The following is a 26,626-nucleotide window of genomic DNA, read 5'->3' as shown; positions in this document are numbered from 1 at the left end:
GCGCCTCGATCCGCCGCGCCTTGACCGTCGTCAATGCGCGCGGCACGGCCGGTCGTCAGATCGACGCCAGGCCCCACCGCAGGGGTTGAGGCGCGATTCCCCATGGACAGCCGGCGCGACGCCCATCCCCCCCATGGCCGGCGACAGGCCTTCGCCGCCCCATGAACCCGCGCGCTCCCCCTGGCGCCGCTCTCCCCTCCCGGTCGCCCACGGCGTCCCGCCCCCCGTTCTGGACCCAGACCCCGGGCGCGCTCTACGCCGACCTCGGCAGCAGCCCCGAGGGGCTGAGCGCCGTCGAGGCCGCAAGACGCCTCGAGGCGTTCGGCCCGAACGCCGACGCCGCGCCGCGCCGCACCGGCCCCGTCCGCGCCGTCGGCCGCCGGCTGCTCGAACCGCTGTCCCTGATCCTCCTGGTGGCCGGCCTGGTGTCGGCAGGGACCGGAGACGCCGTCGGCGGCGCCATCATCGTCGCCATCCTGGCCCTGTCTATCGGCCTCGACACCTTGCAGGAAGGCCACGCCAGCCGCGCCGCCGAGGCGCTCCGCCGTTCGGTGGCCCTGCGCGCCGAGGTCAAGCGAGACGGCGCGTTCGTCGACGTCCCCGTCGAGGCGGTGGCGCCGGGCGACATCGTGCGGGTGCGCGCGGGCGACATCATCCCCGCCGACGCCCTGGTGCTGGAAAGCGCGGCCTTCACGGCCAATGAGGCGGCGCTCACGGGCGAGCCCTATCCGGTGGAGAAACGCCCCGGCGTGGTCGCCAGCCCGAACGCCGGCGACGCCGCAAACGCCCTGTTTCGCGGGGCGGTCGCCCAGACCGGCGAAGCCGTGGCCCTGGTGGTCGCCACCGGCGCGGCCACCGTCTTCGGCGCAGCGGCCTCGGCCCTGGCTCAACCCGCCGAGACGTCGCCGTTCGAGCGGGATCTGCGGGGGTTCGGCCTGCTGACAGCGCGGCTGACGATCGCCCTCGTGCTCATCGTCCTGGCGGCGCACGTGCTGTTCGGCCGGCCGGTCCTGCAGTCGCTGCTGTTCGCGGTCGCCCTGGCCGTCGGCCTGACGCCGGAGCTGCTGCCGATGATCACCACCGTGACCCTGTCCCGGGGCGCCGTGCGGATGGCCAAGCGCAAGGTGATCGTCAAGCGCCTGGCCTCCATCCACGACCTCGGCGCCATGACCGTGCTGTGCACCGACAAGACCGGCACCCTGACCTCGGCCGAGATCACCCTGGCCCGCAGCCTGTCGCCCTCGGGCGAGGCGGCCCCGCGCCCTGCCCGACTGGGCGCCGTCGCGGCCCTCCTCGGCGGAGACCGGGGTGCCCTGGACGCCGCCCTGGCCGCCCCCTCGCCCGAGGCCGCCGAAGGCTGGACCCTGACGGCCCGGCACGCCTTCGACTTCAACCGCCGCCTCGGCTCGATCCTGGCGGCGGGGCCCGAGGGGCCCCTGCTCATCGCCAAGGGCGCGCCCGAGGCGGTGCTGCCCCTTTGCACGGCGACGCGAAGCGACGCCGACTCGACGGCCATGGGGCCCAGGGAACGCGCCGCCGTCCTGGCCCAGGTTCACGCCCTGGCCGAACAGGGGCTGCGGGCCGTGGCCGTCGCCAGCAAACGCCTGCCGCAAGATCAGCGGACGCTGGCCGCGGCCGACGAGTCCGCCCTGGTGTTCGAAGGGCTGTGCGCCTTCGCCGACCCGCCCAAGGACACGGCGGCGGCCGCGATCGGCCAGCTGGCGGCCGCCGGCGTCCGGCTGAAAATCCTCTCCGGCGACGATCCGGTCGTGGTGCGGCGCCTGGCCGGCCTGGTGGGGCTCAAGATCGACGTCGTCCTGTCCGGGGCGGACGTCGCCCGCCTCAGCGACGAGGCGCTCGCGGTCCAGGTTCGGGAGGTCGACGCCTATGGCCGCCTGGCGCCCGATCAGAAGTCCCGTCTGGTGAAGGCCCTGCGGGCGAGCGGCGGGGTGGTCGGCTACCTCGGCGACGGGATCAACGACGCGCCCGCCCTGAAGGCCGCCGACGTCGGCTTGTCGGTCGCCGGCGCCAGCGGCGTGGCCCAGGCGGCGGCGGACATGATCCTGCTGGCGTCCGACCTGGAGGTGGTGTCGGCCGGCGTCGAGGAGGGGCGCCGCACGTTCGCGAACATCCTGAAATACGTGCGCATGGGGGCCAGCTCCAACTTCGGCAACATGCTGTCGATGGCCTCGGCGTCGTTGTTCCTGCCCTTCCTGCCGATGCTGCCGACGCAGATCCTGCTCAACAACCTGCTCTATGACGTGTCCGAGGTCGGCATTCCGTTCGACACGGTGCGGCCGGAAGCCGTCGCCCGACCCCAGGTCTGGAACCTGCGCGCCCTGGTCCGTTTCGCCGCCGTCATGGGGCCGCTGTCGTCCCTGTTCGACCTGGTGACCTTCGGCCTGCTGATCGCCGTGTTCCAGGCCACGCCGCCGCAGTTCCAGACCGCCTGGTTCCTGGAGTCCATGGCGACGCAGATTCTCGTCATCTTCATCATCCGGACTCGGAACCGTCCTTGGCGTGATCGTCCGCGCCCCCTGCTGACCGTCTCGTCGCTGTGCGCCCTGGGGGCGGCGATGGCCCTGCCCTTCAGCCCTGTCGGCCGATGGTTCGGATTCGAGCCGCCGCCGCTGCCGATCGTCCTCGCCCTGGGCGTCGTCGTCGTGATCTATCTGACCTGCGCGGAAGGGCTCAAACGCATCGCCGCGCCGCAGCCGTGCGGCTCCTCGCCCTCGATCGCGACAGGCGAGGGTTCGATTGGAGCGGGCCGGCGATCTTGATCATCGTCAATTCCGCCGCGGCCCGAACGTGCTGTCTGGGGCGTATGCGCCCCCCCGGAGCCGTCTCGTCCCCCGCGTCCGCCGCCGTTCCCGTTCGGAAGCGGGCGTCCCGCATCGTCAGGACGAGCTTCGCCTTGGCGGTGCTGAGCGGCGCCGCCTGGATTCTGTGGCGTGAGGTCCGCAACACTTCCCCGGAACTGATCGCCTCGGCGCTGGCGGGCATCCCCGGCTGGGCCCTGGCGACGGCCTTGGCGCTGACGGCGGTCAGCTACGGCTGCCTGGCCGTGACGGAGGTCATCGTCGCCAGAGCCTGCGGCTTCGCCGTGCCGGCCCGACGATCCGCCCTGGTCGCCGTCGCGGCCTTCGCGGCCTCCAACAGCCTGGGCTTTAGCCTCGCCTCCCAGGGCGCGGTGCGGCTGCGCGGCTACGGCCCCGCGGGTCTGTCACGCGGACAGGTCGCGCGGCTCACCCTCGTCGCCAGCCTGGCCGTGACCCTGAGCGGCGTCGTGGCGGCGGGGCTGACCCTCGCCGTTGCGCCGCTGGTGTTCGCCCACGCGCTCGGCCGCCCCGTCCTGGCCGTCGAAGCCGTCGCCCTGCTGCTGACGGCGCCGGCCGCCCTGTGGCTGGCGGCCTTCCGGCCCAGGGGGCCGGTCTGGCTGGGCGGCGGCTCGCCGACGCCTCCGAGCCGAAGAAGCCGCGGCATCGCCATGGCCGCCGGCCTGGGCGACTGGGCGGCGTCGGGCGGCGCCCTCTTCGTCCTTCTGCCGCAGCCCACGCTCACGGGCCTGGCGATCTTCCTCGTGGTCTTCGTCCTCGGGTCCCTGGTCAGCGCGGCCTCCGGCGTGCCCGGGGGCATAGGGGTGTTTGAAGCCGTCGTGATCAGTCTCACGCCCCTGGTGGCCCAGACCCACGAGACCGCCGCCGCCCTGGTGGCCTACCGGCTGATCTACAGCCTGGGTCCGGCTGCCCTGGTGATCGTCGCCTTCCTCTCGCTGAAAGCCGCGCGCTTGCGGTCGTCCGGGCCGCCATGACGGCCCCCGGAGGCGTCTCCTCGCTTGACGACGGTCAAACCCCCGGCCGCTCCGCCGTGCGACGATGCTTCAAACCGGACAGAAAGGCCCGCCATGGGTCCCGCTCTCGCCCCTCGTCGCGCGCCATGACTCGCCAGCCCCTGTTCCAGGACCGGGCCGAGGCGGGACGCCGCCTGGCGGACGCCCTCGCCGCCCTGGGGCCTGACGATCCGGTGATCTACGCCCTGCCCAGAGGCGGCGCGCCCGTGGCGTTCGAGGTCGCGCGCCGCCTGGACGCGCCGCTCGATCTGGCGCTGGTGCGCAAGATCGGCGCCCCCGGCCAGCCTGAACTGGCGCTGGCGGCGGTTGTCGACGGCGACGAGCCCCACATGGTGGTCAACGAGTCCGTGCGCCGCCTGACGGGCGCCAGCGACGCCTACATCGACGCCGAACGGGCCCGCGAACTGGCGGAGATCGAGCGCCGCCGCCAGCTCTATTTCGGCGCCCGTCCGCGCTCCAGCCCGCGCGGCCGCTCGGCGATCGTCATCGACGACGGACTGGCGACGGGCGCCACGGCCCGCGCGGCGATCGAGGGCCTGCGCCGGCAGGGGGCGGCGAAGGTGATCCTGGCCGTTCCCGTCGCCCCGCCCGAGGCGGCGGCGGCGATGCGGCGCGAGGTCGACGCCTTCGTCTGCCTGGCGGAGCCTTCGCCCTTCCGCAGCGTCGGCGAGGCCTACGTCGACTTCCACCAGCTGGAGGATCAGGAGGTCCTGGACCTGCTGGCCGACGCCGCCGCCTTCGGAACCGGACGAAAGGCCGGTCAGGACGGCCCCTGAAGGTGACGGCTGAACCAGGCTGCGGCCTGGCGGATCGCCGCCTGGAGCGCGCCCGGCTCCTCGAACAGATGGGTCGCGCCGGGGATGACCTCGACCTGAACCGGACCGGCGATGCGCCGCCCCGCCTCGCGGTTCAAGGTCAGGACCGGCTCATCGTTCCCGCCGACGACCAGCAGGGTCGGCGCCGTGACGCGCGCCAGGGCCTCGCCCGCCAGGTCCGGCCGCCCCCGCGCGACACCACCGCCGCGACCTGGCCGGGGCGTTCGGCCGCCGCCCGGAGCGCGGCGGCGGCGCCCGTGCTGGCCCCGAACAGGCCCAGGGGCAGCGCCGCGAGATCGGGCCGCATCCGCGCCCAGTCGATGCCCTGCACCAGCCGCGCGGCCAGCAGGTCGATGTCGAAGACCTTGGCGCGGTCCTTCGCCTCGGCCTCGGTCAGCAGGTCGAACAGCAAGGCGGCCATGCCCGCCTCCACCAGGGCGTCCGCCGCTTCCCGGTTCCGCGGGCTGAAACGGCTGGAGCCGCTGCCGTGGGCGAACAGCACCAGGCCGCGCGGCCGGGCCGGCGCGAGAAGATCGCCCGCCAGCGGCAGCGGCGGGATCAGGACGGCCTCGTCGGACCAGGCTTCGTGAGCGGACATGGCGCCCTCCAGATGCGTCGCCGGACGACCGGCGAGGCTGAACACTCCTAACCCCGCGCGCGCCCTGCGCCTTGACGGGCGTCAAGGCGACCCGGCCGAAAGCGGCGCACAGGAAGGCATGGCGACGCAGCCCCCTCTCCTTCCGGCCGAGGATCTCGCCGCGTTCGTGCGCGGGCGCGCCCGGCCCCTGCCGCCGCTCGACGACGCGGCCTTCGCCGCCGCCTTCGACGCCTTCGGCGAGGCGCGCCTGGTGCTGCTGGGCGAGGCGACCCATGGGACGCGCGAGTTCTACGAGGCGCGGGCGGCGATCACGCGGCGGCTGATCGACCGGCACGGCTTCCGCATCGTGGCGGTCGAGGGCGACTGGCCCGACGTGGCCGAACTGGACCGCTTCATCCGCAATCGCGGCGTCTGGGGCCAGAAGGACAGCTTTCCCAATTTTCCGCGCTGGATGTGGCGCAACGCCGAGTTCGTCGCCTTCGTGCATTCGCTGCGCGCCTGGAACCTGGAGCGGCCCATGGCCGACCGCGTCGAACTGCGCGGACTGGACGTTTACAGCCTGTCGCAGTCGCGGCGCGAGGTGCTCGACTACCTGGACCGCGTCGACCCCCAGGCGGCGGGCGAGGCGCGGCGACGCTACGGCTGCCTGACGCCCTATCTGGACCAGCCCCAGCGTTACGGCGCGGCGGCGCGCATGGGGGCGGTCGACTGCAAGGAGGCGGTCGTGGCCCAGTTGGTCAGCCTGCTCCGCAACCGGCTCGACTACAGCCGACAGGACGGCGAGGACTATCTGGACGCGGCCCAGAACGCCCGCGTGGTGCGGTCAGCCGAGGCCTATTACCGCGCCATGTATCGGGGCTCGGTCGAGAGCTGGAACCTGCGCGACAGCCATATGTTCGACACCCTCGGCCATCTGCTGGCCGGGCGCGGGCCGCGGGCGAAGGCGGTCGTCTGGGCCCACAACTCCCATCTGGGCGACGCCTCGGCCACGGAGATGGGCGCGGCGGGCGAGTTCAACCTCGGCCAGCTGTGCCGCGAGGCCTTCGACCGGGACTGCGTCTCCATCGGCTTCGGCGCCGATCGCGGCCAGGTGGCGGCCGCTGACGACTGGGGCGGCCCGGTGCGGTTCAAACAGGTGCTGCCGGCCCGCGACGACAGCTGGGAGCGTATCTTCCGTCAGGCGGGTCCTTCCCGCTCCCTGACCGACTGGCGCGCCGACGCAGCCCTGGCCCAGGCCCTGGGCGAGACCCGGCTCGAACGGGCCATCGGCGTCATCTACCGGCCGGAAACGGAACGCCGCAGCCATTATTTCGACGCCCGCCTGTCAGCCCAGTTCGACGCCTATGTCTGGTTCGAGGAGACGGCGGCGGTGACGCCCCTGGCCGGGGCGCCGCCCGAAGGCGCGCCCGACATCTATCCCTTCGGCCTGTGACGCGCGAGGCGCGGCCCCGCGCTCCCGATTTGACGGCGGTCAAGGCGCCGACCGGCTTCGCCGTGCCAAGTCGCTTTCCCGGCCGGAGATCGACGATGACCATCAAGACCATGCTGGTAAGCGCGAGCGGCGATCCGGGACGGGACGCCCGCCTCAATCTCGCCTGCGACCTCGCCGAGGCCTTTGACGCGCTTCTGATCGGGGCCGGGGCGAGCCTGCTGGAGCCCGTGCCCGACGACGCCTTCGCGGTCGGGGCCATGACGGGCGAACTGATGGCGCTCTATCGCGACATGGCCGAAAGCGACGTCCGCGAAAGCCGCGCCCGTTTCGACGAGGTCGCCGCCGCCCGAGGGGTGGAGACGCGCTGGACCGGGATGATCGGCTATCCCGCCGCCGTGGTGAACGCGGCGGCCCGCACGGCCGACCTCGTCATCATCGCGGCTCGCAACGCCGGCGCGCCGCTGCGCGCGCCCGACCCCGTCGACGTGATCGTCGGCGCTGGCCGCGCTGTCCTCCTGGTCCCCAGCCGGCCGACGGCCCCGCCCTTCGGCCGTCCGGCCGTCCTGGCCTGGAAGGACAGCCGCGAGTGCCGCCTGGCCGCGGCGGCCGCCCTGCCCCTGCTGAAGACGGCGGAACGGACCCACCTGCTCACGGTCTGTCGCGACGAGGACGTCGAAGCGGCGGCCGCGAGCCTCGCCGACGTCCAGGCCTGGCTGGGCCGTCACGGCGTGGCCGCCTCGTCCGAGACCCTGGCGCGCAACGACACGCCGACCGGCGCGCGCCTGCTGGACCGGGCGAAGGCGCTCGGCGCCGGACTGATCGTCTCCGGCGCCTACGGCCACCTGAGGCTGACCGAGTGGGTGCTGGGCGGCGTCACCCGCTCGTTCCTGGCCGACAGCCCGATCTGCCTGCTGATGGCCCGCTGAAGGCCCGGCGGCTATTCGGGCGGCCCGTTCGGCCGAGGCGCGCAATCGAGCAATTCCAGGGCGCGCCGCTCGGCCAGTTCCCTGACCTCGCCGAACGGCATGTCGTATTCCGGCCGGAAGGGAAACCGCGCCGTGATCGTAATCTCCTCATCGGCGAAGGTCGCGCAGGCCCGCCATGCCACGGGATCGAGTTCGAGAGAACTCAACTTGAAGTTCGGCTTCATGGGCGCACCTCGAAGGAAAGGGTTTCCAGTCCTTAACGGCCAAGCCCCCGGCCGAGGTTCCGCCCCCTCCGCACCTTCGCCTTATGGAACGCGTCGCCCGCCCAGCCTTTCGATTCGGGACTGGATCAGAAGGAGCAGGTCATGCCTCATCAGAACACATCGTCATCCAAGGCGACGGCCCAGAACGCCGCGACCGATCCGACGGGGCCGCGCGACATCCCGACCGAGGAGGATCTGAAGCCCGAGCCCCGCGCCTATGCGGCGCCCGATGTCGGAGACAGCACCCTGGCCCCCCCGGCCGCCGGCGAGGTGGCCGACTACATGGACGAGGGCGACCCGCTGGAGGGCGAGGCGGTGCAGCAGGGGGCGAACCACGCCAACCGCCCCGGACGGACCGAAGTCGAGCACGGCCAGGGCCCCAAGACGCGCGCCGCCAACAGGGCCATCTTCCAGGGCAAGTCCTGAGCCGCGGCGGGCGCGCTGGCCGCCGACGACGATTGCGTCCCCGCGCTTTCCGAGACGGGGCGCGCCGACGCCCGGGAAAGGGTAGGTTCGGGGCGGAAGTCGATGGGGGAGCCAAGACGCGCCATGAACGTCATCAGAGGTCGCTTGCCCGCGCCGGGCGAGGGTGAACGCCGCATCGCCGGATTTTCCGACGTGCGCCTGACCGTCGAGCAGGCGGAGGCCTCGCTGGAGGCGGCGGCGGATCGACTGTCGCTGCCGCGCTCGGGCTGGTCGTCGGGACGGTTCGACATGCTGGCCGTCTCCGGGGGCGCGGCAGGCGGGGCCTATGGCGCCGGGGCGCTGGTCGGGCTGACCGACGCCGGGCAGCGGCCGGACTTCGCCCTGGTCACCGGGGTCAGCACCGGCGCCCTGATCGCGCCCCTGGCCTTTCTCGGCTCGGCCTGGGACGACCGGCTGACGGACGCCTACACCGGGGGGCACGCGGCGCGGCTGCTGAGCCTGCGACGCCTGGCGCCGGCCTTCGCCGGCGGCCTGTTCCGCGCCGAGGCGCTGGAGACCCTGATCGATCCCTTCGTGGACGAGGCCCTGATCGACGCCGTAGCCCGCGAGCACGCGGCGGGGCGGCGGCTGCTCGTGGCGACCACCGACCTGGACAGCCAGCGGGCCTGCATCTGGGACATGGGGGCCATCGCGGCGCACGGCGGCGACAAGGCCGTCGCCCTGTTCCGCGACGTGCTGGTCGCCTCGGCCAGCCTGCCCGGCCTGTTTCCGCCGCGCCGCTTCCCCTGCGAAGTCGACGGCGAGAACTTCGAGGAGATGCACGTCGACGGCGGGGTGGCGGCGCCCCTGTTCATCATGCCCGACGGCCTGCTGCGCTGGAAGCGGTTGGGACGGCGCCTGCACGGCGGGCGGGTCCACGTCCTGGTCAACACCGTTCTGGAGCAGGCGCCGCGCACGACGGCGCCCCACATGGCCGCCATACTGACACGCAGCTTCGAGACGCTGCTGCGCTTCTCCTACCGCCAGGCCCTGGCGACGGCGACGGCCTTCTGCGCCGGGCAGGGCCTGCCGATGAACGTGGCCTCCATCCCCGACGCGCCGGACCTGGGCGGGATGATGAGCTTCGACACCGCGACCATGCGGCGGCTGTTCGACGCCGCCCGCGCCCAGGCCGCCGCGGGGCGGCTGTGGCGCTCGCCGATCAGCGCCCCCAGGGCCTGGGGGGACTTCTGGAGCGGCTGCGGCCGCGCGCCTGAAGCGAGCCCGCCTTGCGTCGTCGCGATCCGGGGCGCATGAACCAGCCCTCCCCCACGCCTTGTTCGAGAGCTCACGTGTCCGACGCCGAACAGACCCCCGCCCAACTTCCCGAAGGCCAGCCCGTCGGCCGCGTCATCGCCATGCCCGCCGACACCAACCCCGAGGGCGACATCTTCGGCGGCTGGCTGCTGGCCCAGATGGACCTGGCCGGCGCCACCCCCGCCTTCGAACGCGCCAACGGCCGCTGCGCCACCGTGGCCCTGGACGGCATGGTCTTCCACCAGCCGGTGTCGGTCGGCGACGAGGTCTCGACCTACGCCCGGGTGATCCGCACCGGCCGCACCTCGATCCGCGTCCATGTCGAGGCGTGGAAACGTTCGCGCGGCGAGCCCGAGGCCCGCTCGGTGCGCGTCACCGAGGGCGTCTTCACCTATGTGGCCATCGACGAGAACCGCAAGCCGCGCGAACTGCCGCCGGCCTGAGACCTGCGGGCCCTGCGGGCGGCGCGCGGCCAAGACCAAGCGCCGAACTCGGAAATTCTTGACGTTCGAGGCTTGGCCCCCTACCTGCGAGCCATGGCCATTCGTCGCATCCTGACCATCGACAACGCCGCCGACCTGGCGGTCCTGAAGACCATCGCCGCGCCCGTCGAGGGCGGGGTGACCGACGCCGTGCGCGCCCTCATGGACGACATGCTGGAGACGATGTACGCCGCGCCGGGCATCGGCCTGGCCGCGCCCCAGATCGGCGAGCTGGCGCGCGTCGTGGTCATGGACCTCGGCGACAAGCCGGTCGAGGGGGAGCCCGACGAGCCGGAAACCGAAGAAGACGCCCTGGCGCGCCGCAACCCGCGCTTCTTCGTCAATCCCGAGATCCTGTGGTCGTCGGAGGAGATGTTCTCCTACGAGGAAGGCTGCCTATCAGTGCCGGAATATTTCGACGCCGTCGAACGCCCGGCGCGCGTGCGCGTCCGCTACCTGAACTATCAGGGCGAGACGATCGAAGAAGAGATCGAGGGCCTCTACGCCGTCTGCTTCCAGCACGAACTGGATCACCTGAACGGCGTCCTGTTCATCGACCACCTGTCGCGCCTGCGCCGCGAACGCGCCGTGACCAAGGTCAAGAAGCTCGCCCGGATGGCCGCCTGATGGTTCGCAAGGCCCGCACCAACGCGCCGCGCGGCCGCCGTCGCCTGACCCGCAGCGAGAAGATCGGCGTCGCCAGCCTGGCCACGATCGTCGCCGTGGGCGCCCTGGGCGTGGCGGCGGGCCTGCTGCTGGACCGTCTGCTCGATTTTGACGACGCGCTCGACGCGGGCGGCGAATGGGACGAGGGCGGCGGCGTCTATACGCGCTGGATGTAAGCCGCCCCACGGTCTAAAGGCGGGACCATGCGCCTAGCCTTCATGGGAACCCCCGACTTCGCCGTGCCGTCCCTGGCCGAGCTGATCGCCTCGGGGCACGAGATCGTCGCCGTCTATTCGCAGCCGCCGCGCCCCAAGGGCCGGGGACAGAAGCTGACGCCGTCGCCGGTTCACGCCTTCGCCGAGGCCATGGGCCTGCCGGTCTTCACGCCCGACAGCATGAAGTCGGCAGAAGCGATCGACGTCTTCAAGAGTCTGGATCTCGACGCCGCCTGCGTCGTCGCCTACGGCCAGATCCTGAAAGCCGAGGTGCTGGAGGCGCCGCGCCTGGGCTGCTTCAACCTGCACGGGTCGCTGCTGCCGCGCTGGCGCGGGGCCGCCCCGATCCAGCGCGCCATCATGGCCGGCGACCGCCAGACCGGCGCCCAGATCATGCGGATGAGCGAGGGCCTGGACGAAGGCCCCATCATCCTGTCCGAACTGATGGACATCCACGCCGACGACACGGCCGCCTCGCTGGGCGACCGCATGGCCCATGTCGGCGCCGCCCTGTGGCCGCGCGCCCTGGCCGCCATCGAGCGCGGCGGCTTCACCGAGACCGAGCAGGTCGGCGAGCCGACCTACGCCCGGAAGATCACCTCAGCCGAGGCCCGCATCGACTGGACCCGCCCCGCCGCCGAGGTGGACGCCCACATCCGCGGCCTGTCGCCCTTCCCAGGCGCCTGGTTCGAGGTCGAAGGCGAGGGCGAGCCGGTGCGGATCAAGGCCCTGATGTCGACTGTGGCTGAAGGGCAAGGCGCGCCCGGCCAGGTGCTGGACGACGCCCTGACGGTCGCCTGCGGAAGCGGCGCGGTGCGCCTGACCCGCGTGCAACGCCCCGGCAAGGCGGCGCAATCCGCCGAGGAGATGCTGCGGGGCTTTGCGGTTCCGGTAGGTGTGGTTCTGGACGGGCCGCGTCGGGTCGAGAAGGCGGAGCCTTCTGATCGCGGCCAAGGATAATGCCTCGTTACCGCTTCACGGTCGAATACGACGGCTCGGCCTACAACGGCTTTCAGGCCCAGGCCGGACAGCCGACGGTGCAGGGCGCGATCGAGGCGGCGATCACCGCCTTCTGCGGCCAGACCGTGCGCATCGCCGCCGCCGGGCGCACCGACACGGGCGTCCACGCCACGGGCCAGACCTGCCACGTCGATCTGGACAAAGCCTGGCCGACGTCCACGGTGATGAACGCCCTGAACGCCCACCTGATGAAGGAGGCGGTAGCGGTGCTGGACTGCGCCGCCGTCAGCGACGACTGGCACGCCCGCTTCACCGCCAATGGACGCAAATACCTCTATCGCATCCTCAACCGGCCCGGCCGCCCGGCGCTGGACCGGGGCCGGGTCTGGCACGTCCGGAAGCCGCTGGACGCCGAGGCCATGCACGCGGCGGCTCAAGCCCTGATCGGCCTGCACGACTTCACCACCTTCCGCGACGCCGCCTGCCAGTCGGCCAGCCCGCTGAAGACCTTGGACGTGGCCCGTGTCGCCCGCGTGGGCGAAGAGGTGCATCTGGTGTTCGAGGCGCGCAGCTTCCTGCACCGCCAGGTGCGCTCCATGGCCGGCAGCCTGGTCGAAGTGGGTCTGGGCAAGTGGACGCCCGCCGACCTGGTCGCCGCCCTGGCGGCTGCGGATCGCGCGCGCTGCGGCCCGGTGGCGCCGTCAGACGGCCTCTATCTGACGGGCGTCACCTATGAGGCCGAGGCCTAGGCTCAGCTCTTGGCGCGTTCAGAGCCCGAGGTGACGGCCTGGCCGGCGGCCGACAGGTCGCGGCCGATGCCCGACATGGTGTTGCAGGCGGCCGTGGCCAGGGCGGCGGCGATGACGCCGAGGGCGATGAGCTTGCGCATAGGAAATCCCCGTGACTGGAATGGGCGCTTCAACGTGAAGCCGGGCCATAAGGTTGCATGGCCAATTCATTCTCCAATCTGCTAACGGCGATCTTATGACGCAAGCTTCTGGAACCGCCGCCCGCCGTCTCGTTGAAACCCTGGTGATGAACGGGGTCGACAAGGTCTTCTGCGTGCCGGGCGAGAGCTATCTCGCCGTGCTCGACGCCCTGGCCGACGTGCGGGACAAGATCGAGGTCATCGTCTGCCGCCATGAGGCGGGCGCCGCCAACATGGCCGAGGCCTACGGTAAGCTGACCGGCCGTCCCGGCGTCTGCATGGTCACGCGCGGACCAGGCGCGACCCACGCCAGCATCGGCGTGCATACGGCGCATCAGGATTCGACGCCGATGATCCTGTTCGTCGGCCAGATCGCCCTGACCGACCGGGGCCGCGGCGCCTTCCAGGAGGTCGACTACCGCGAGGTCTTCGGCGGCCTGGCCAAGTGGGCCACCGAGATCGAAAGCCCGCAGCGCACCGTCGAGGTGGTCGAGCGCGCCTTCGCCGTCGCCCAGCAGGGCCGCATGGGGCCGGTCGTCGTCGCCCTGCCCGAGGACATCCTGCACGACGACGGCGGCCCCGCCCCGGTCCGCCCCGTCGCCCCGGCCAAGGCGGCCCTGGCCCCGGCCTTCGTCGAACAGGTGCGCGAGCGCCTGTCGCGCGCCGAACGTCCCATGCTGATCCTCGGCGGCTCCGGCTGGAGCGACGAGGCGACCGACGCGATTTCCGGTTGGGCCGAGCGCCTGGGCCTGCCGGTGGCCCTGTCGTTCCGCCGCAAGGACCTGATCCGCAACGATCAACCCGGCTATGCGGGCGACCTCGGCCTCGGCCCGAACCCCAAGCTGGTCGCGCGGGTCAAGGAGGCCGACCTGCTGCTGGTGATCGGCGCCCGCATGGGGGAGAATCCGACCCAGGGCTACACCCTGCTGGACCGGACGAAGACGGCGCAGACCCTGGTGCACATCCATCCGGGGCCGGAAGAGCTCGGCCGCGTCTGGGCGCCCGCCCTGTCGGCGGCGGCGGACAATTCGCTCGCGGCGCTGGCTCTGTCGGCCATCGAGCCGGGCCGGACCTGGAACGATCAGGGCGCGGCGGCCCATGCCGACTTCCTGAGCTTCTCCTCGCCCATCGAGGTGAACAGCGCCGTCAACATGAGCGAGGTCATCGCCCATCTGGCCGACGCCCTGCCCGAGGACGCCGTCATCACCAACGGGGCGGGCAATTTCGCCGCCTGGCTGCATCGCTTCCATCGCCATCAGGCCCGCCGCACCCAGCTGGCCCCGACCTCGGGCGCCATGGGCTATGGCTATCCGGCGGCGCTGGGGGCCAAGGCGGTCGATCCGTCGCGCGAAGTGATCTGCATCGCCGGCGACGGCGACTTCATGATGAGCGCCAATGAGATGGCCACCGCCGCCCAATACGGCCTCGGCGTCGTGGTCGTCGTCGTGGACAACGGCACCTTCGGCACCATCCGGATGCACCAGGAGCGGGAATACCCGACCCGCGTCATCGCCACCGAGCTGAAGAACCCCGACTTCGTGAAGTTCGCCGAGGCCTTCGGCGCCTTCGCCGTGCGCTGCGAGACGACCGAGGCCTTCCCGGCGGCCCTGGCGGCGGCGCGTGAGGCGGCCAAGGGCGGGCGGCCGGCCCTGGTCCACCTGATCACCGACGCCGAGCAGATCGCGCCGGGGCGGACGATCACGGAGCTGCGGGGCGGGTAAGACGCCCCCCTCTCCCGATGGGAGAGGGATTGAGCCTCCAAGAGCCGGAGGCGATTGGCTCAGGCGATCCGAAGGGCGGCGCGGAGCAGCCAAAGGGTGAGGGGCTTGTCCCGTCAGTCGGCGTCAGCCGTGGCGCGACGGCCTACGCCGACTTCAATCCCGAACCCTCACCCTTTCGCGCCAGGACGATCGCTGCGCTCTCGTGCGCTCAAGCCCTCTCCCATTGGGAGAGGGTGGCCCCTTAGCGGCTTGCGCCGGGCCACGCTTCGCGAAAGAGTGCGCCCCTTATTGTACCGAGGGGGTCTTTCTCATGCGTCGTCTTCTGATTTCATCCGCCGCCGTCCTGGCGCTCTGCGCCGCCGCGCCCGCCGTCATGGCGCAAGCGGCGCCCGCCGCTGCGCCCGCTGAGGCCCAAAGCGAGGACGCGCGGCTCAACGCCTTCTTCGAGCAGGCCTTCGAGGCGCGCGTGGCGCTGAGCCCCCAGCGCATGACCTCGCTGGGCCGCAAGACCGACTATGACAAGCTGGACGACGTCTCCGACGCCGCCGCCGAGCGCTCGCTGGCCCTTCAGGAAGCCCAGCTGGCGCAGATGAAGGCGCAGTTCGACCCGGCCAAGCTGAGCGAGCAGAGCCGCCTGTCCTGGCGCCTGTTCGAGCACGGCGTGCAGCAAGCGCGCCTGTCGAACCAGTGGCGCGACTGGGGCTTTCAGTTCGCCGCCAACGGCAACCCGACCACGGGCCTGCCGGTCTTCCTGATCAACAACCACCGCATCTCAAGCGTTGCGGACGCCGAGGCCTATGTCGCCCGCCTGAACGCCGCCGAGCGCTACATGGGCCAGGTGGCCGACACCCTGACCGCGCGGGCCGGCAAGGGCGTGGTCTCGCCGCGCTTCGTGTTCGAGCCCTCGATCGACAACACCCGCGCGGTGATCGCCGGCGCCCCGTTCGACGGCGGCTCCGATAACCCGGTCTGGGCCGACTTCCAGAAGAAGATCGCCGCCCTGGACGCCGATCAGGCGACCAAGGACCGGCTGCTGGCCTCGGCGCGGACGGCCCTGACCGGCCCTTACAAGCGCGGCTTCGACACGGTGCTGACGGCGCTCGGCCAGGTGCAGGCCCAGGCCGACAGCGACGCGGGCGTGTGGCGCCTGCCGCAAGGCGAGGCCTATTACAACGCGCGCCTGCAGCTCTCGACCACCACCGACCTGACCGCCGACCAGATCCACCAGATCGGCCTGGACGAGGTCGCCCGCATCCAGCGCGACATGGAGACGATCAAGGCCCAGGTCGGCTTCACCGGCACGCTGCAGGAGTTCTTCGCCTTCCTGAAGACCGATTCGCAGTTCCAGTATCCGAATACGCCGGAGGGGAAGGAAGCCTATCTGACCGACGCCCGCGCCTTCGTGGCCCAGGTCATGGCCGTGGCTCCGCAGTGGTTCTCCAACCTGCCCAAGGCGGCGCTGGAGGTCCGCGCGGTCGAGCCGTTCCGTGAGGCGACCGCCTCCATCGCCTTCTACAACTCGCCCGCGCCCGACGGCTCGCGCCCCGGCATCTACTACGTCAACCTGTCGGACATGACCCAGGTGCTGAAGCCCCAGATCGAGGGCATCAGCTATCACGAGGGCGCGCCGGGCCACCACTTCCAGATCGCCTATGCGCAGGAGATGGAACACCTGCCCAGCTTCCGCCGCTTCGGCGGCTACGGGGCCTATTCCGAAGGCTGGGGCCTGTATTCCGAGCGCCTGGGCAAGGAGATGGGCTTCTATCAGGACCCCTACTCCGACTTCGGCCGCCTATCGACCGAGCTGTGGCGCGCGGTGCGTCTGGTGACCGACACCGGCCTGCACGCCAAGCGCTGGAGCCGTGAACAGGCGATGGACTACTTCCGCCAGAACTCCCTGCTGTCGGAGCGCGATATCCAGAAGGAGGTCGAGCGCTACATCACCAATCCGGGTCAGGCGACCAGCTACAAGATCGGCGAGCTGAAGATCGAGGAGCTGCGCGCCAAGGCCGAGGCGGCGCTGGGCGACCGCTTCGACATCAAGGACTTCCACACCGTGGTTCTGGGCTCGGGCGCCGTGCCGCTGGACGTTCTGGGCGACCTGGTCGACGCCTGGATCGCCAAGGGCGGCGGGGCGCCGGCCTGATCTGCCCAAACGCGAGTCCCTCTCCCGATGGGAGAGGGATTGAGCGCACGAGAGCGGCATTGGGTAGCAAACGCACCTAAAGCCCAAAACAGATAAGGGCACTGTCTTGGATGTCAGGCCTATGGGCTACACTAAGGCTTCGACACAGCCATTTTTCAGCTTGAGCGTACCCTTCAGGAACAATGGCTGAAGAACGCGCTGATTAGCGAGTACGCGAAGCTGCTTGGTGAACTGCAGCGAATTGAGAAGCCACCGAAGTGTGAAACGCGCCTAAAGCCGGATAGGGACCGGTTTCTAGCCGAAGTGCCTCAGTGAGAGGTTAGGCGACAACAAATTTACGAAGGCTTGCCGCAGATGTTGGTGCGGCCACGCCCCTTGCGGACCTCGACTTGCAGGTACGAGGCCGCTTCGAATTCCTCGAGCAGACGACGCAGTTGGCGAGCACTGACGCCCAGACCTGCCGTCCTCTCCTGGCCGCGCCACGCGCCGCCTTGGCTCGCGTATAGGTCGTGGAGGATGAAGCCGGCGACGACCTTAGCCGAGAGGGAAACCGTTGGGTCGCAGGCGATACGCTGATGCCAGGCCAGCTTTTCAGCGACGAAGTGCTCGAGGTCCAGAAGGCGGCTCACCGGCTGACCTCCGGCGTTGCGACGAAGGCACGGTAAGGTGCCGTCGGCTTTGAGTGCTGACCCAAGCCCTTTTGAACCCCGCCATGCTGCAACGCTGGCGGGGTTTTTCGTGTCTGATTTCCTGCCGTGGACGTTAGCCAAACGCCCAAAATCTCTTTGTATTTCAATGACCGCCCTGGGGCGGGTTAGTCCGCCTAGGCTATTGAACAGGAAGGCTTGTCGGCCTTCCTCTCTGTCCGCCACCCGCCTAGCGCTTTACTTCAAACCAGCATCCCCGTGTGCGAGCTCAGCGGCCCTCGTCGGAGAGGTTCGTCGGGGTGGCGCGCTCGAACAGGCCAGTCATGTCGATGCGCCGGGCGAGCAGGCTCTCCAGAGTATAACCATCCAGCACCTTCATGAAGGCGGCGAGGGCCTGGTGCAGGGCGCCGGTCAGGCCGCAGGCCGGGGCGATGACGCAGCTGCCGCAATCGACCAGGTCGAAGCCGTCCTCGGTGTGGCGGACCACGGCGCCGATGTTGATCTCGGCCGGCGGCCGCGCCAGCCGCACCCCGCCGAAACGGCCGCGCACGCTGTCCAGATAGCCCGCGTTCACCAGATCGCTGACCACCTTCATCAGGTGGTTCTGGGAGATGCCGTAGGCCTGAGCGATCTCCGAAATCGAACACAGCCGATCCTGGCGCGCCCCCAGATAGAGCAGCACCCGCATGGCGTAGTCGGTGTAGCGCGTGAGGCGCATCAAAATCTCCGGTCAGCGCGTCATCCCGCCGCACGAAATTATATGCATTCCATTTGCATGGTTCAAACGGGCGCTATAGATGCATCCATAATGCATCAATGGAGCGCAGCCGATGAACGGCCCGTCGCAGAGCCAGGAACGCCCGCCCGCCGCCCCCTCCGAGGTGGCGCCCCCTGCGACTTCCTCGCCCGCGCCCTATCGCTCCACCCCCGTCTTTGACGAGGCCAGCCTGCCCGCCGCGCTGCGATCCGAGCACAGCCTGAAGGCCGGGGCCTGGGGCCTGATCCATGTGCTGGAGGGGCGGCTGCGGCTGACCTATCGCGACCCGCACATGGAGGTCGTCCTCAGCCCCGGGACGCCGGGCCGCATCGGGCCGCAGCAGATTCACTTCGTCGAGCCCCTGGGCCCGATCAAGATGCGCGTCGACTTCTACGACCGGCCGCCAGACGGCTAGGGCGCACGGCTAGGGCGCACGGCTAGGGCGCGACGCGCCCCCCTTTTTTCTCACATCGCCACACCCAAGGAGACCTCTGATGGCCCAAGCCCTCAGCGAGCGCACCATTGCGCTCGTCAAAGCCACCGTTCCCGCGCTCGAGGCCCACGGCCTGGACATCGTCCGCGAGATGTATTCGCGGATGTTCCAGAACCCCGAAATCCGAGACCTGTTCAACCAGTCGCACCATGGCGACGTCGGCTCGCAGCCGCGCGCCCTGACCGGCGCCATCCTGGCCTACGCCAACAACATCGATAACCTGGGCGCCCTGGCCGCCGCGGTCGAGCGCATCGCCCAGAAGCACGTGGGCCTGCAGATCCTGCCGGAACACTATCCCCACGTCGGCGCCGCCCTGTTGGGCGCCATCGCCCATGTGCTGGGCGAGGCCGCGACCGAGGAGATCATGACCGCCTGGGGCGAGGCCTACTGGTTCCTGGCCAACATCCTGATCACGCGCGAAGCGGCCATCTATGAGGACCTGGCCGCGGCCAAGGGCGGCTGGAACGGCTGGCGCGCCTTCGAGGTGGTCGAGGTGCGGCCCGAAAGCGCGGTCATCACCTCCTTCGTGCTGAAGCCGAAGGACGGCGGGCCCGTGCTGCGCCACCGGCCGGGTCAGTATCTGACCTTCTGGTTCGACATCCCCGGCCACCCGCCGGTGAAGCGCAACTACTCCATCTCCTGCGCCCCGAACGACGAGACCTACCGCATCTCGGTCAAGCGCGAGGACAAGGGCCTGGCCTCGGGCTGGCTGCACGACAACGCGCGCGTCGGCATGGTGCTGAAGGTCGGGGCGCCGGCGGGCGACTTCTTCCTGCCCGAGACGCCCCAGCGCCCGGTCGTCCTGCTGTCCGGCGGGGTCGGCCTGACGCCCATGGTGTCGATGCTGGAGACCCTGGTCGCCGAGAAGGCGGACACCGAGGTGCACTATGTCCACGGCGCCTATGACGCCGGGGTCCACGCCATGGGCCCGCACGTGCGCGCCCTCACGGCCGCCCATCCGCGCGCCCGCAGCACCATCTTCTACGAGGCGCCGGCCAACGACGCCGACTGCGATCATCAGGGCCTGATCTCCGGCGCCTGGCTGGCCGAGCAGACCCCCATCGCGGAGGCCGACTACTACCTGTGCGGCCCGCGCCCCTTCCTGCGCGCCCTGGTGTCCGACCTGAGGGCCGCGGGCGTGTCCGAGGACCGCATCCACTACGAGTTCTTCGGTCCGGCCGACGAAGTCCTCGCGGCCTGACGCCGCTCGCGCCAGGCAGCCTCGTCAGGGCTGCCTGGCGGCCTCCCCAAGGGCGGCGCCGACGCCGTCAACTCCGCGACGCCAGCACCGTCATGGGCATGGGTCCGGACATCACGACGCGGTCGTGGAAGGCCTTGAGCGAGAAGCCGGGACGGCGCTCGGCCTCGGCCCGCAGACGGGCGATCTCGATCTCGCCCAGCTTGTAGGCGCAGGCCTGGCCAGGCGCGGCGCAGTAGCGTTCGATCTCGCGCGCGGCGCGGTTCTCGGGCTCGGCGGCCGTGGCGGTCATGTAGCGGATCGCCTCCTCGCGGCTCCAGCCCTTGGCGTGCAGGCCTGTGTCGACCACCAGGCGCGCGGCGCGGAACAGGAAGCTCTGCAGATAGCCGATGCGGCCGAAGGGATCGTCGTCGTAGAAGCCCATCTCGTCGGCCAGACGTTCGGCGTACAGGCCCCAGCCCTCGGAATAGGCCGAGAAGCCGGTCAGGCGACGATACAGCGGCAAATCCCCCGCCTCGCGCGCCAGGGCGCCCTGGAACAGGTGGCCGGGCGCCGCCTCGTGATAGGTCAGGGTCTTCAGGCTCCAGCGCGGCCAGTCCGCCGTGTCCTTCAGGTTGATGTAGTAGATGCCCGGCCGCGTCCCATCCAGGCTGCCCGCCGAGGCGTAGCCGCCCGGCGCCCCGCTCTCGATCTCGACCGGGATGCGGCGGATCTCGAAGCCGCCGCGCGGAACCGTGGCGAAGACCTCGGGCATCCGCGCCCGGACCCTGGCCATCTCCGCCTCCAGATAGGCCAGCAGCTCGGCGCGTCCGGCGTCGGTATTGGCGAACAGGAAGCGCGGCTCGCGGTTCAGGGCGGCGATGCGCTCGCCCACCGTGCCCTTGGTGTAGCCCTGGGCCTTCAGCAGGCCGTCGAGGCGGCCGGTCAGCTCCGCCACCTGATCGCGGCCGATGCGGTGAATCTCGTCCGCCGAATAGGCCGTGGTCGTATAGGTCTTCAGGTTCAGCGCGTAATAGGCCTCCGGGTCCGGCAGGCGCGAACCGATCCCCGCGTCGTGGACGGCGCGGGCGCGGTGGCGCTCCAGGGCCGCGATCTGGCGCGTCAGGGCCCGGCGGATCGGCCCCTCGAACAGGGCGATGGCCGCCGCCTCGGGATCGTCCAGCCCCTGGTCGCGCGCGCGGCGCGTCAGAGAGCGGATCATGGCCTTGTCCCGCGCCTGGCCGTCGCGCAGGGCCTTCAGCTGGGCCAGGGCGCCGTCCAGCAGGAAGTCGGGCGGCACGATGCCGGCGGCGGCGTTGGCCTCGGCCCGGTCGGTGTCCTGGTCCAGGGCCACAGCGAAGGCGGCCATGCGCGACAGGGCGGCGTCGACGTCCTGGGCCGTCTTCACCGGATGCTGGGCGTCCAGGAAGTCCGGCGTCATGGAATAGACGCCGCCGATCTGGCTGACGATGTAGGGGCTCTCGCGCCAGCCTTCGGACTTGTGGAAGGGGAAGGCCCGATAGGCCGCCGTGCACTCCAGCTGGAACAGGGCGATGTCGCGGCTCAAGCGAGCCTCGGGGGAGAGGGACGCCGGATCGACCGCGCGCACGGCGGCCAGGTCGGCCGCCGCCTTGTCACGGCCCTCCACGGCCGCGGCCTGCGATCGGTCGGCCAGCTTGAAGCGCTGGGCCGCGCGCGCGCCGACATCCAGGCCGAGGCCCGTCACCAGTTCGGGAGCCCGGTCCAGCCAGGCCTGAAGCTGGGCGTCCAGCAGGGCGTCCAGCCTCGCGTCCGCGTCCTTCGCCCCCGCCCAGACCGGGCCGGCGGCCGCAGCCAGCGCCAGGCCCGAGCCCGCCGCCAGCACGCCGCGCCGGTTCATGCGCCTTGCGTCGATCATGAGTGTCCTTCCCCTCGTTCTCGTTTCAGCTTCCGCTCACCACACCGGCACGCGCTTGGCCGGCGCGAGGTACAGCGCCTCGCCAGGCTGGACGTCGAAGGCGGCGTACCAGGCGTCCAGGTTGCGCGCGGCGTCGGCGCGATAGGGGCCGGGCGCGTGCACGTCGGTCAGCAGACGGCGGCGCAGGGCCGCGTCGCGATAGCGGCTGCGATAGTTCTGGGCCCAGCCCAGGAAGAAGCGCTGGTCGCCGGTGAAGCCGTCCAGCACCGGCGCCTCGGCCCCCTTCAGCGACAGCTTCCAGGCGTCGTAGGCCGCCGACAGCCCCGCCACGTCGGCGATGTTCTCGCCCAGGGTCAGCCGCCCGTTCACCTGGGCGTCGGCGAAGGGCTTGTAGGCGTCGTACTGGGCGATCAGCAGGTCGGTGGCGGCGGTGAAGCGCGCCTTGTCCGAGGCCGTCCACCAGTCGCGCAGCCGCCCGCGCGCGTCGAACTGAGAGCCCAGGTTGTCGAAGCCGTGGGTGATCTCATGACCGATCACCCCGCCGATGGCGCCGTAGTTGACCGCCGGGTCGGCGTTCGGGTCGAAGAAGGTCGGCTCCAGGATGGCGGCCGGGAAGATGATGGAGTTCTGCGACGGGGCGAACAGGGCGTTCACCTCCTGCGGGACCATGAACCACTCGCCGCGATCGACCGGCCGGCCCAGCTTGGCCAGCTGGCGGCGGTATTCGAGCAGGCTCGACCGCTCGAGATTGCCGAAGGCGTCGTCGGCCCGCACCGTCAGGTCGGAATAGTCGCGCCACTTGTCAGGATAGCCGACGCCGACGCGCATGGCCTTAAGCTTGGCCTGGGCCTCAGACTTGGTCTCGGGCGACATCCACTCCAGCCCCTCGATGCGGCGGGCGAAGGCGGCCTTGATGTTGGTCACCATGGCCTCGACCTCGGCCTTGGCCTCGGGCGGGAAATAGCGGGCGACGTACATGCGGCCGACGGCGTCGCCCAGGGCGCCGTTGGTGGCCGCCACCGCCTTCTTCCAGCGCGGCGACTGCTGCGGCGTGCCCGACAGGGCCTGGCCGTGGAAGGCGAAATGCTGGTCGACGAAGGCCTTGGACAGCCAGGGCGCGGCGCGGTCGATAGCGTGGAAGGCCAGGTAGTCGCGCCAGGCCTCCATCGGTTCGGAGGCGGCGAGCGCCGACAGGCCGGTCACGGCGTCGGTCTGCCAAACCTTGATCGTCTGCAGCTGAGCCAGGCCCGCAGCGGCGAAGAAGGCGTCCCAGTCCAGACCCGGCGCGCGCTGGGCGAACTGGGCCTTGGTCCAGGTGTTGTTCGCCTTCTGCACGTCGCCGGTGTCCAGCTGGCTCCAGTGGCTGCGGGCGATGCGGGTCTCCAGCGCCATGACGCGGGCGGCGCGCGCGTCGGCCTGGTCCAGGCCCGCCAGGCGCAGGGTCGCGGCCACATGGGCCTGATACTGGCGGCGCAGATCGGCGAAGCGCGGGGCCGGGTCCAGGTAGTAGTCGCGATCCGGCATCCCCAGCCCGCCCTGCATCAGATAGGGAGCGTAGCGCTCCGGCTCGTCCAGGTCCTGGGCCACCCACAGGCCCAGCGGCCGGTCGGTGTAATAGTTGGTGGCGTTCAGCGGATCGACGTCGGCCCGCATCACCCCGCCCAGATAGGCCGACAGGCCGCGGCGGTCGTTCAGGGCGGCGATGCGCGCCAGCTCGGCCTGGATCGGCTGGACGCCCTTGGCCTCGGCCGCCGCCGCATCCATCAGGCTGGCGTAGAAGTCGGCCACCTTGGCGGCGTCCTTGTCCTTGCCGGCGCGCGCCTGGGTGATCAGCTCCAGCACCCGGCCGTCGGCCTTCTCGGCCAGGACGCCGAAGGTGTTCCACACCGAGCGGTCGGCCGGGATCTCGGTCGTCTTGACCCAGCCGCCGTTGGCGAAGGCGAAGAAGTCGTCGCCGGGCCGCACCGCCCGATCCATGCCCGCGGCGTCGAAGCCGAAGGTCCCATAGACGGGAGCCTTATGCTCGACCCGGCCCGCGTCGGGGCTGGAACAGGCGGCCAGCAGGCTGAGCGCCGAGGCGGCGGCCAGGACGGTGCGCAGTTTCATCTTCACGGTTTCCTCCCGGTGGGTCCGGTTCTGTCGGGTTCGGCGCCGAAGCGTCAGAAATAGTCGGCCAGGGTCAGGGCGCGGCGCTCGCCGCCCTCCAGCGTCAGGGTCACGGTGCGCCCGGCCGCAGCCTCGCCCCAGTGGTTCTCGGGATCAATGCCGCCGCCGTCGATGTCGACGATGACGTCGCCCGCCTTCCATCCGCCCGCCTCGGCCGGAGAGCCCGGCGCGACGAAGCGGACGACGCGCTTGCCGTCGCGCACAATGGTGTTCAGGCCCGAGCGGTCGCGCGCCAGCGGCCTGGCCATGTCCGGCCCCGGCAGCAGGAACAGCCGGTCGCCGCCGAAGTCGATCATCAGGCGGAAACGCGACAGGATCGGCATGCCGACGTTGGCCGCCGCGTCGTCGCGCGCCCAGACGCCTTCGCCGCGCACGGTCGCTGGCACGCTCTCGAAAACATGGCCGCCGATGCTGAGGCTGTTCAGGTTGAACAGGGCGGCCGGCGCCGCGCCCCCGACCCCGCCCGCCATAACGGCCGAGACCCGCCGTCCTTCCGCCAGCCGCGCCTCGGCGGCATAGCCCGGAAACAGGGCAACCGGCGTGCCGTTGCCCAAGTCGAACATGGCCATGACGGTCGGCCCGCCCTCGATGACCACGGGCAGGGCGCGCAGGCCCTTGACCGGCGTCAGGGGCAGCTCGACCGTGCCCGGCGGCGGCACGAAGGCCTCGGGCGCCACCAGGCGGATCCGACGCGCGGCGAAGTCGATGTCAGTGATCGCCTGGTTCATCATCTCCTTGCCGAGCAGGACCGGCACGGGGCGGCCCAGGGCCTGGGCGATCGCCGACAGGTCCATGACCGCCACGGTCACGCCCTTCAACTCCGCCCCGCCCAGGCGGACGTCGAAGCCGCGCGCGATGGATACGGTCTCGGTTCCGCCGGTGCCGATGGCCGTGACCCCGCCTTGGGCGACCAGGCCGATCTTCTCGGCGAAGGCGCGGTCGACCACCGTGACCTCGGCCCCGCTGTCGAGCATGGCCTCGACCGTCTGGCCCTGGATGGTCACGGGAATGAAGAGGCGGCGCTGCGAGAACAGTTCGAAATCCAGCCAGCCGCTGTCGGTGCGGCCGGGATCAAAGCGGACCACTTGCACGGCCTGGGGCCGGGCGAAGACGGCGTCGCCCAGCGACGGGTTCACCGTCAGGCTGTCGATCACGACCTGGCCGTCGGAATTGTCGTCGTCGTCGTCCACCGCCTGATGGAAGGGCAGACGCACGCCGTCGACCCAGCGCCAGTCGGAATAGAGAATGGTGCGGCTCTCGCCCGGCGCGCTGAGGCGCACCCCGCACAGGGCGCCGTCGGCGCCATCGATGAGCAATTCATAGCGCCATCGCCCCGCGTCCGCCGCCACGGGCAGGCAGGTCCGCCCGTCCAGGACCTCGGCCGCGCCCACGCTGGGACGCGCGCCGCGCGGCAGCCGCCCCAGCATCAGGGCGGCGGCGTTCAGTTCCTCCTCGGCCTGCTCGCGTGACAGGGTCTCGATCTGGCCGCTCATGGTGCGGGCCCAACCCCCGGCCTCGGTGACGCCCGCCTCTTCATGCACCGGCCCCAGTTCGGCCGTCTGCCGGGAGCGCCGCACGCCGTCCGGGCCGACGGCGAGCCACAGCCGCGCCACGCCCTGCAGGCCCGTGGTCGTCACCGTCCCCGACTGGCTGAGGCCCGTCAGGCCGTCGAAGGCGCTGCCGCCGCGCCAGGCGGCGTGGCGCTGCAGCAGGGTCTCGGCCGACGGGGCGGTCTCGGCGAGGGCGGGGACGGCGGTCGCCAGGACCGCGGCAGACAGGAGGAGGGCGGAGATCTTCATCCCGCCAGAATGACTAGTAGCAACGACTAGTCGTCAAATGAGAAAACGGTAAGGATCAAATTGTGGCGGCGGGATTACGTCGATTTCACTTTTACTAGCAGCATTCACAACTAGGTTATTTTCCATGTCGCCCGAAGACGCCCTCATCCCGCTCGGCTTCACCGAGACCGAAGCCCTAGCCTACTGCGAGCTGCTGCGCGCCGGGCCGTCGACCGGCTATCGGATCGCCCAGGGCATCGGAAAGGCGCAGGCCAACACCTACAAGACCCTGTCGACCCTGGCCCAGAAGGGGGCTGTCATTGACGACGGCGGCGAGCCCCGAGCGTTCCGCGCTGTGGCGCCGGATCAGTTGATTAGCGCCTTGAGCGGGCGTTTCGCCGACCAGGCCCACGCGGCCGCCGACGCCCTGGCCCGGCTCAAGTCGCCCGAGCCCCAGGATCGCTACTATCAGCTTCGCTCGCCGGACCAGGTCTGGACCCAGGCGGAGGCCATGATCGACGCGGCGACCGAGACGGTGCTGTTCGATTGCTTCCCGCAAGTCGAAGCGCGTCTGGCGCCTGCCTTCGCTCGCGCGGCCGCGCGCGGCGTAGCGGTGATGGGCATAGTTTATGACGAGGATCCCAACCGCGCCGGCGGATATCAGGTCATCCGTTCACGGACGGCGGAAGGCGTCCTGGCGCGCTGGCCGGGAGCCGCATTGCGATTGGCCTGCGACGCCTCCGAACATCTCCTTTGCCTTCTCGCTCACGACCTGTCGGAGGTCCGTAACGCCCTATGGAGCGACAGCATCTACCTGGCGGTCCACGAACATTACGCCTTGGCGGCCGAGCTTCGCCTCCACGCCCTGCCGCTAACCGAGCCGAAATTCGCGCCTCAACTCTCCATCGCCGGCCTTCATCCGCCGGGGCTGCGTCGCTTGCTGGGCCTCACCGCCGACAGCAACGGCGCGGACTCATGACCGGGTTC

At 70.9% G+C, this 26,626-nt stretch carries 26 protein-coding genes; 17 read left to right on the top strand and 9 right to left on the bottom strand.

The features are described from left to right. Positions 1 to 161: 161 nt before the first annotated feature. The 3 genes from mgtA (at position 162) to D8I30_RS06985 (ending at position 4,626) form a co-directional block, all read left to right on the top strand. Complete coding sequence (gene mgtA / locus D8I30_RS06995; RefSeq protein ID WP_121482104.1) at positions 162 to 2,780, top strand: magnesium-translocating P-type ATPase; 2,619 nt, start codon at positions 162 to 164, stop codon at positions 2,778 to 2,780. 134 nt (positions 2,781 to 2,914) lie between these two features. Then, the gene (locus D8I30_RS06990) at positions 2,915 to 3,811 is read left to right on the top strand and encodes a UPF0104 family protein (protein WP_121482103.1); all 897 of its coding nucleotides are present in this window, start codon (positions 2,915 to 2,917) and stop codon (positions 3,809 to 3,811) included. A 125-nt stretch (positions 3,812 to 3,936) separates the two neighbouring features. Then, positions 3,937 to 4,626 carry a phosphoribosyltransferase gene (locus D8I30_RS06985; protein ID WP_121482102.1) on the top strand — a complete coding sequence of 230 codons (690 nt, stop codon included), beginning with the start codon at positions 3,937 to 3,939 and terminating at the stop codon, positions 4,624 to 4,626. On the opposite strand, the gene D8I30_RS14715 is transcribed toward D8I30_RS06985, so the two are convergent. Together D8I30_RS14715 and D8I30_RS06980 are read right to left on the bottom strand one after the other, a co-directional pair. Beyond that, positions 4,611 to 4,763: a hypothetical protein gene (locus D8I30_RS14715; protein ID WP_240387357.1), complete on the bottom strand. Its 153-nt coding sequence runs from the start codon at positions 4,761 to 4,763 to the stop codon at positions 4,611 to 4,613. The two genes, D8I30_RS06985 and D8I30_RS14715, sit on opposite strands and share 16 nt — an antisense overlap. Before the next feature lie 2 nt (positions 4,764 to 4,765). Next, a complete protein-coding gene (locus D8I30_RS06980; protein ID WP_240387356.1) occupies positions 4,766 to 5,263 on the bottom strand; it encodes a dienelactone hydrolase family protein in 498 nt (165 codons plus the stop codon). Positions 5,264 to 5,381: 118 nt separating this feature from the next. Between D8I30_RS06980 and D8I30_RS06975 the strand changes: the two genes are divergently transcribed. Both D8I30_RS06975 and D8I30_RS06970 read left to right on the top strand, forming a co-directional pair. After that, on the top strand, positions 5,382 to 6,695 hold the full coding sequence (locus D8I30_RS06975) for an erythromycin esterase family protein (RefSeq protein WP_121482101.1): 1,314 nt from the start codon (positions 5,382 to 5,384) through the stop codon (positions 6,693 to 6,695). 95 nt (positions 6,696 to 6,790) lie between these two features. Next, complete coding sequence (locus D8I30_RS06970) at positions 6,791 to 7,621, top strand: universal stress protein (protein ID WP_121482100.1); 831 nt, start codon at positions 6,791 to 6,793, stop codon at positions 7,619 to 7,621. Positions 7,622 to 7,632: 11 nt separating this feature from the next. Here D8I30_RS06970 and D8I30_RS06965 read toward each other — a convergent pair whose 3' ends face one another. After that, the gene (locus D8I30_RS06965; RefSeq protein WP_121482099.1) at positions 7,633 to 7,845 is read right to left on the bottom strand and encodes a hypothetical protein; all 213 of its coding nucleotides are present in this window, start codon (positions 7,843 to 7,845) and stop codon (positions 7,633 to 7,635) included. A 141-nt stretch (positions 7,846 to 7,986) separates the two neighbouring features. Between D8I30_RS06965 and D8I30_RS06960 the strand changes: the two genes are divergently transcribed. The 7 genes from D8I30_RS06960 (at position 7,987) to truA (ending at position 12,678) form a co-directional block, all read left to right on the top strand. Then, positions 7,987 to 8,310: a hypothetical protein gene (locus D8I30_RS06960; protein ID WP_121482098.1), complete on the top strand. Its 324-nt coding sequence runs from the start codon at positions 7,987 to 7,989 to the stop codon at positions 8,308 to 8,310. Between the two features lie 123 nt (positions 8,311 to 8,433). After that, positions 8,434 to 9,606, top strand: a complete 1,173-nt coding sequence (locus D8I30_RS06955) for a patatin-like phospholipase family protein (protein WP_240387355.1) — start codon at positions 8,434 to 8,436, stop codon at positions 9,604 to 9,606. A 101-nt stretch (positions 9,607 to 9,707) separates the two neighbouring features. Beyond that, on the top strand, positions 9,708 to 10,049 hold the full coding sequence (locus tag D8I30_RS06950; RefSeq protein ID WP_430805155.1) for an acyl-CoA thioesterase: 342 nt from the start codon (positions 9,708 to 9,710) through the stop codon (positions 10,047 to 10,049). A gap of 93 nt (positions 10,050 to 10,142) precedes the next feature. Then, a complete protein-coding gene (gene def / locus D8I30_RS06945; RefSeq protein WP_121482095.1) occupies positions 10,143 to 10,715 on the top strand; it encodes a peptide deformylase in 573 nt (190 codons plus the stop codon). Beyond that, on the top strand, positions 10,715 to 10,930 hold the full coding sequence (locus tag D8I30_RS06940; RefSeq protein WP_121482094.1) for a hypothetical protein: 216 nt from the start codon (positions 10,715 to 10,717) through the stop codon (positions 10,928 to 10,930). The genes def and D8I30_RS06940 overlap by 1 nt, the downstream gene beginning before the upstream one ends. Before the next feature lie 27 nt (positions 10,931 to 10,957). Beyond that, complete coding sequence (fmt, locus tag D8I30_RS06935; RefSeq protein ID WP_121482093.1) at positions 10,958 to 11,929, top strand: methionyl-tRNA formyltransferase; 972 nt, start codon at positions 10,958 to 10,960, stop codon at positions 11,927 to 11,929. Then, complete coding sequence (gene truA, locus D8I30_RS06930; RefSeq protein ID WP_121482092.1) at positions 11,929 to 12,678, top strand: tRNA pseudouridine(38-40) synthase TruA; 750 nt, start codon at positions 11,929 to 11,931, stop codon at positions 12,676 to 12,678. The genes fmt and truA overlap by 1 nt, the downstream gene beginning before the upstream one ends. Before the next feature lie 2 nt (positions 12,679 to 12,680). On the opposite strand, the gene D8I30_RS06925 is transcribed toward truA, so the two are convergent. Further along, complete coding sequence (locus tag D8I30_RS06925; protein ID WP_121482091.1) at positions 12,681 to 12,818, bottom strand: entericidin A/B family lipoprotein; 138 nt, start codon at positions 12,816 to 12,818, stop codon at positions 12,681 to 12,683. 95 nt (positions 12,819 to 12,913) lie between these two features. Between D8I30_RS06925 and D8I30_RS06920 the strand changes: the two genes are divergently transcribed. Next, positions 12,914 to 14,578, top strand: a complete 1,665-nt coding sequence (locus tag D8I30_RS06920) for a thiamine pyrophosphate-binding protein (RefSeq protein WP_121482090.1) — start codon at positions 12,914 to 12,916, stop codon at positions 14,576 to 14,578. Positions 14,579 to 14,888: 310 nt separating this feature from the next. Next, positions 14,889 to 16,724, top strand: a complete 1,836-nt coding sequence (locus D8I30_RS06915; RefSeq protein ID WP_121482089.1) for a DUF885 domain-containing protein — start codon at positions 14,889 to 14,891, stop codon at positions 16,722 to 16,724. A 335-nt stretch (positions 16,725 to 17,059) separates the two neighbouring features. Here the strand turns inward: D8I30_RS06915 and D8I30_RS06910 are convergent, their stop codons facing one another. Together D8I30_RS06910 and D8I30_RS06905 are read right to left on the bottom strand one after the other, a co-directional pair. Continuing rightward, positions 17,060 to 17,353 (bottom strand): hypothetical protein, encoded by a 294-nt coding sequence (locus D8I30_RS06910; protein WP_121482088.1) that lies wholly within the window; start codon positions 17,351 to 17,353, stop codon positions 17,060 to 17,062. Between the two features lie 286 nt (positions 17,354 to 17,639). Then, positions 17,640 to 18,089, bottom strand: a complete 450-nt coding sequence (locus tag D8I30_RS06905; RefSeq protein ID WP_121482087.1) for an RrF2 family transcriptional regulator — start codon at positions 18,087 to 18,089, stop codon at positions 17,640 to 17,642. A gap of 112 nt (positions 18,090 to 18,201) precedes the next feature. Between D8I30_RS06905 and D8I30_RS06900 the strand changes: the two genes are divergently transcribed. Together D8I30_RS06900 and hmpA are read left to right on the top strand one after the other, a co-directional pair. Continuing rightward, on the top strand, positions 18,202 to 18,543 hold the full coding sequence (locus D8I30_RS06900) for a DUF1971 domain-containing protein (protein ID WP_121482086.1): 342 nt from the start codon (positions 18,202 to 18,204) through the stop codon (positions 18,541 to 18,543). Between the two features lie 79 nt (positions 18,544 to 18,622). Then, positions 18,623 to 19,822: an NO-inducible flavohemoprotein gene (hmpA, locus tag D8I30_RS06895; protein ID WP_121482085.1), complete on the top strand. Its 1,200-nt coding sequence runs from the start codon at positions 18,623 to 18,625 to the stop codon at positions 19,820 to 19,822. A 67-nt stretch (positions 19,823 to 19,889) separates the two neighbouring features. Here the strand turns inward: hmpA and D8I30_RS06890 are convergent, their stop codons facing one another. Genes D8I30_RS06890 through D8I30_RS06880 form a run of 3 tightly spaced genes read right to left on the bottom strand, consistent with a single transcriptional unit; the run spans position 19,890 to position 25,660 of the window. Beyond that, complete coding sequence (locus D8I30_RS06890) at positions 19,890 to 21,695, bottom strand: DUF885 domain-containing protein (protein WP_121482084.1); 1,806 nt, start codon at positions 21,693 to 21,695, stop codon at positions 19,890 to 19,892. Between the two features lie 36 nt (positions 21,696 to 21,731). Then, entirely contained in the window at positions 21,732 to 23,801 is a 2,070-nt protein-coding gene (locus D8I30_RS06885) for a M13 family metallopeptidase (RefSeq protein WP_121483429.1), read from the bottom strand. Positions 23,802 to 23,854: 53 nt separating this feature from the next. Continuing rightward, complete coding sequence (locus D8I30_RS06880) at positions 23,855 to 25,660, bottom strand: retropepsin-like aspartic protease (protein ID WP_121482083.1); 1,806 nt, start codon at positions 25,658 to 25,660, stop codon at positions 23,855 to 23,857. A gap of 124 nt (positions 25,661 to 25,784) precedes the next feature. On the opposite strand from D8I30_RS06880, the gene D8I30_RS06875 reads away from it, so the two are divergent. Next, on the top strand, positions 25,785 to 26,618 hold the full coding sequence (locus D8I30_RS06875; protein ID WP_121482082.1) for a TrmB family transcriptional regulator: 834 nt from the start codon (positions 25,785 to 25,787) through the stop codon (positions 26,616 to 26,618). Positions 26,619 to 26,626: the final 8 nt, after the last annotated feature.

The sequence above is a fragment of the Brevundimonas naejangsanensis genome (assembly GCF_003627995.1).
Taxonomy (GTDB): domain Bacteria; phylum Pseudomonadota; class Alphaproteobacteria; order Caulobacterales; family Caulobacteraceae; genus Brevundimonas; species Brevundimonas naejangsanensis_B.
Note: the sequence above shows the minus strand (reverse complement) of the source record. Positions and strands in the feature narration are given on the sequence as shown.

Excerpts from the sequence above, each read along its gene's own strand:
- mgtA (WP_121482104.1), top strand. The coding sequence starts at position 162 with ATGAACCCGCGCGCTCCCCCTGGCGCCGCTCTCCCCTCCCGGTCGCCC.
- D8I30_RS06985 (WP_121482102.1), top strand. The coding sequence starts at position 3,937 with ATGACTCGCCAGCCCCTGTTCCAGGACCGGGCCGAGGCGGGACGCCGC.
- D8I30_RS06980 (WP_240387356.1), bottom strand. The coding sequence starts at position 5,263 with ATGTCCGCTCACGAAGCCTGGTCCGACGAGGCCGTCCTGATCCCGCCG.
- D8I30_RS06975 (WP_121482101.1), top strand. The coding sequence starts at position 5,382 with ATGGCGACGCAGCCCCCTCTCCTTCCGGCCGAGGATCTCGCCGCGTTC.
- D8I30_RS06970 (WP_121482100.1), top strand. The coding sequence starts at position 6,791 with ATGACCATCAAGACCATGCTGGTAAGCGCGAGCGGCGATCCGGGACGG.
- D8I30_RS06965 (WP_121482099.1), bottom strand. The coding sequence starts at position 7,845 with ATGAAGCCGAACTTCAAGTTGAGTTCTCTCGAACTCGATCCCGTGGCA.
- D8I30_RS06960 (WP_121482098.1), top strand. The coding sequence starts at position 7,987 with ATGCCTCATCAGAACACATCGTCATCCAAGGCGACGGCCCAGAACGCC.
- D8I30_RS06955 (WP_240387355.1), top strand. The coding sequence starts at position 8,434 with ATGAACGTCATCAGAGGTCGCTTGCCCGCGCCGGGCGAGGGTGAACGC.
- D8I30_RS06950 (WP_430805155.1), top strand. The coding sequence starts at position 9,708 with ATGCCCGCCGACACCAACCCCGAGGGCGACATCTTCGGCGGCTGGCTG.
- def (WP_121482095.1), top strand. The coding sequence starts at position 10,143 with ATGGCCATTCGTCGCATCCTGACCATCGACAACGCCGCCGACCTGGCG.
- D8I30_RS06940 (WP_121482094.1), top strand. The coding sequence starts at position 10,715 with ATGGTTCGCAAGGCCCGCACCAACGCGCCGCGCGGCCGCCGTCGCCTG.
- fmt (WP_121482093.1), top strand. The coding sequence starts at position 10,958 with ATGCGCCTAGCCTTCATGGGAACCCCCGACTTCGCCGTGCCGTCCCTG.
- truA (WP_121482092.1), top strand. The coding sequence starts at position 11,929 with ATGCCTCGTTACCGCTTCACGGTCGAATACGACGGCTCGGCCTACAAC.
- D8I30_RS06925 (WP_121482091.1), bottom strand. The coding sequence starts at position 12,818 with ATGCGCAAGCTCATCGCCCTCGGCGTCATCGCCGCCGCCCTGGCCACG.
- D8I30_RS06920 (WP_121482090.1), top strand. The coding sequence starts at position 12,914 with ATGACGCAAGCTTCTGGAACCGCCGCCCGCCGTCTCGTTGAAACCCTG.
- D8I30_RS06915 (WP_121482089.1), top strand. The coding sequence starts at position 14,889 with ATGCGTCGTCTTCTGATTTCATCCGCCGCCGTCCTGGCGCTCTGCGCC.
- D8I30_RS06905 (WP_121482087.1), bottom strand. The coding sequence starts at position 18,089 with ATGCGCCTCACGCGCTACACCGACTACGCCATGCGGGTGCTGCTCTAT.
- D8I30_RS06900 (WP_121482086.1), top strand. The coding sequence starts at position 18,202 with ATGAACGGCCCGTCGCAGAGCCAGGAACGCCCGCCCGCCGCCCCCTCC.
- hmpA (WP_121482085.1), top strand. The coding sequence starts at position 18,623 with ATGGCCCAAGCCCTCAGCGAGCGCACCATTGCGCTCGTCAAAGCCACC.
- D8I30_RS06890 (WP_121482084.1), bottom strand. The coding sequence starts at position 21,695 with ATGATCGACGCAAGGCGCATGAACCGGCGCGGCGTGCTGGCGGCGGGC.
- D8I30_RS06885 (WP_121483429.1), bottom strand. The coding sequence starts at position 23,801 with ATGAAACTGCGCACCGTCCTGGCCGCCGCCTCGGCGCTCAGCCTGCTG.
- D8I30_RS06880 (WP_121482083.1), bottom strand. The coding sequence starts at position 25,660 with ATGAAGATCTCCGCCCTCCTCCTGTCTGCCGCGGTCCTGGCGACCGCC.
- D8I30_RS06875 (WP_121482082.1), top strand. The coding sequence starts at position 25,785 with ATGTCGCCCGAAGACGCCCTCATCCCGCTCGGCTTCACCGAGACCGAA.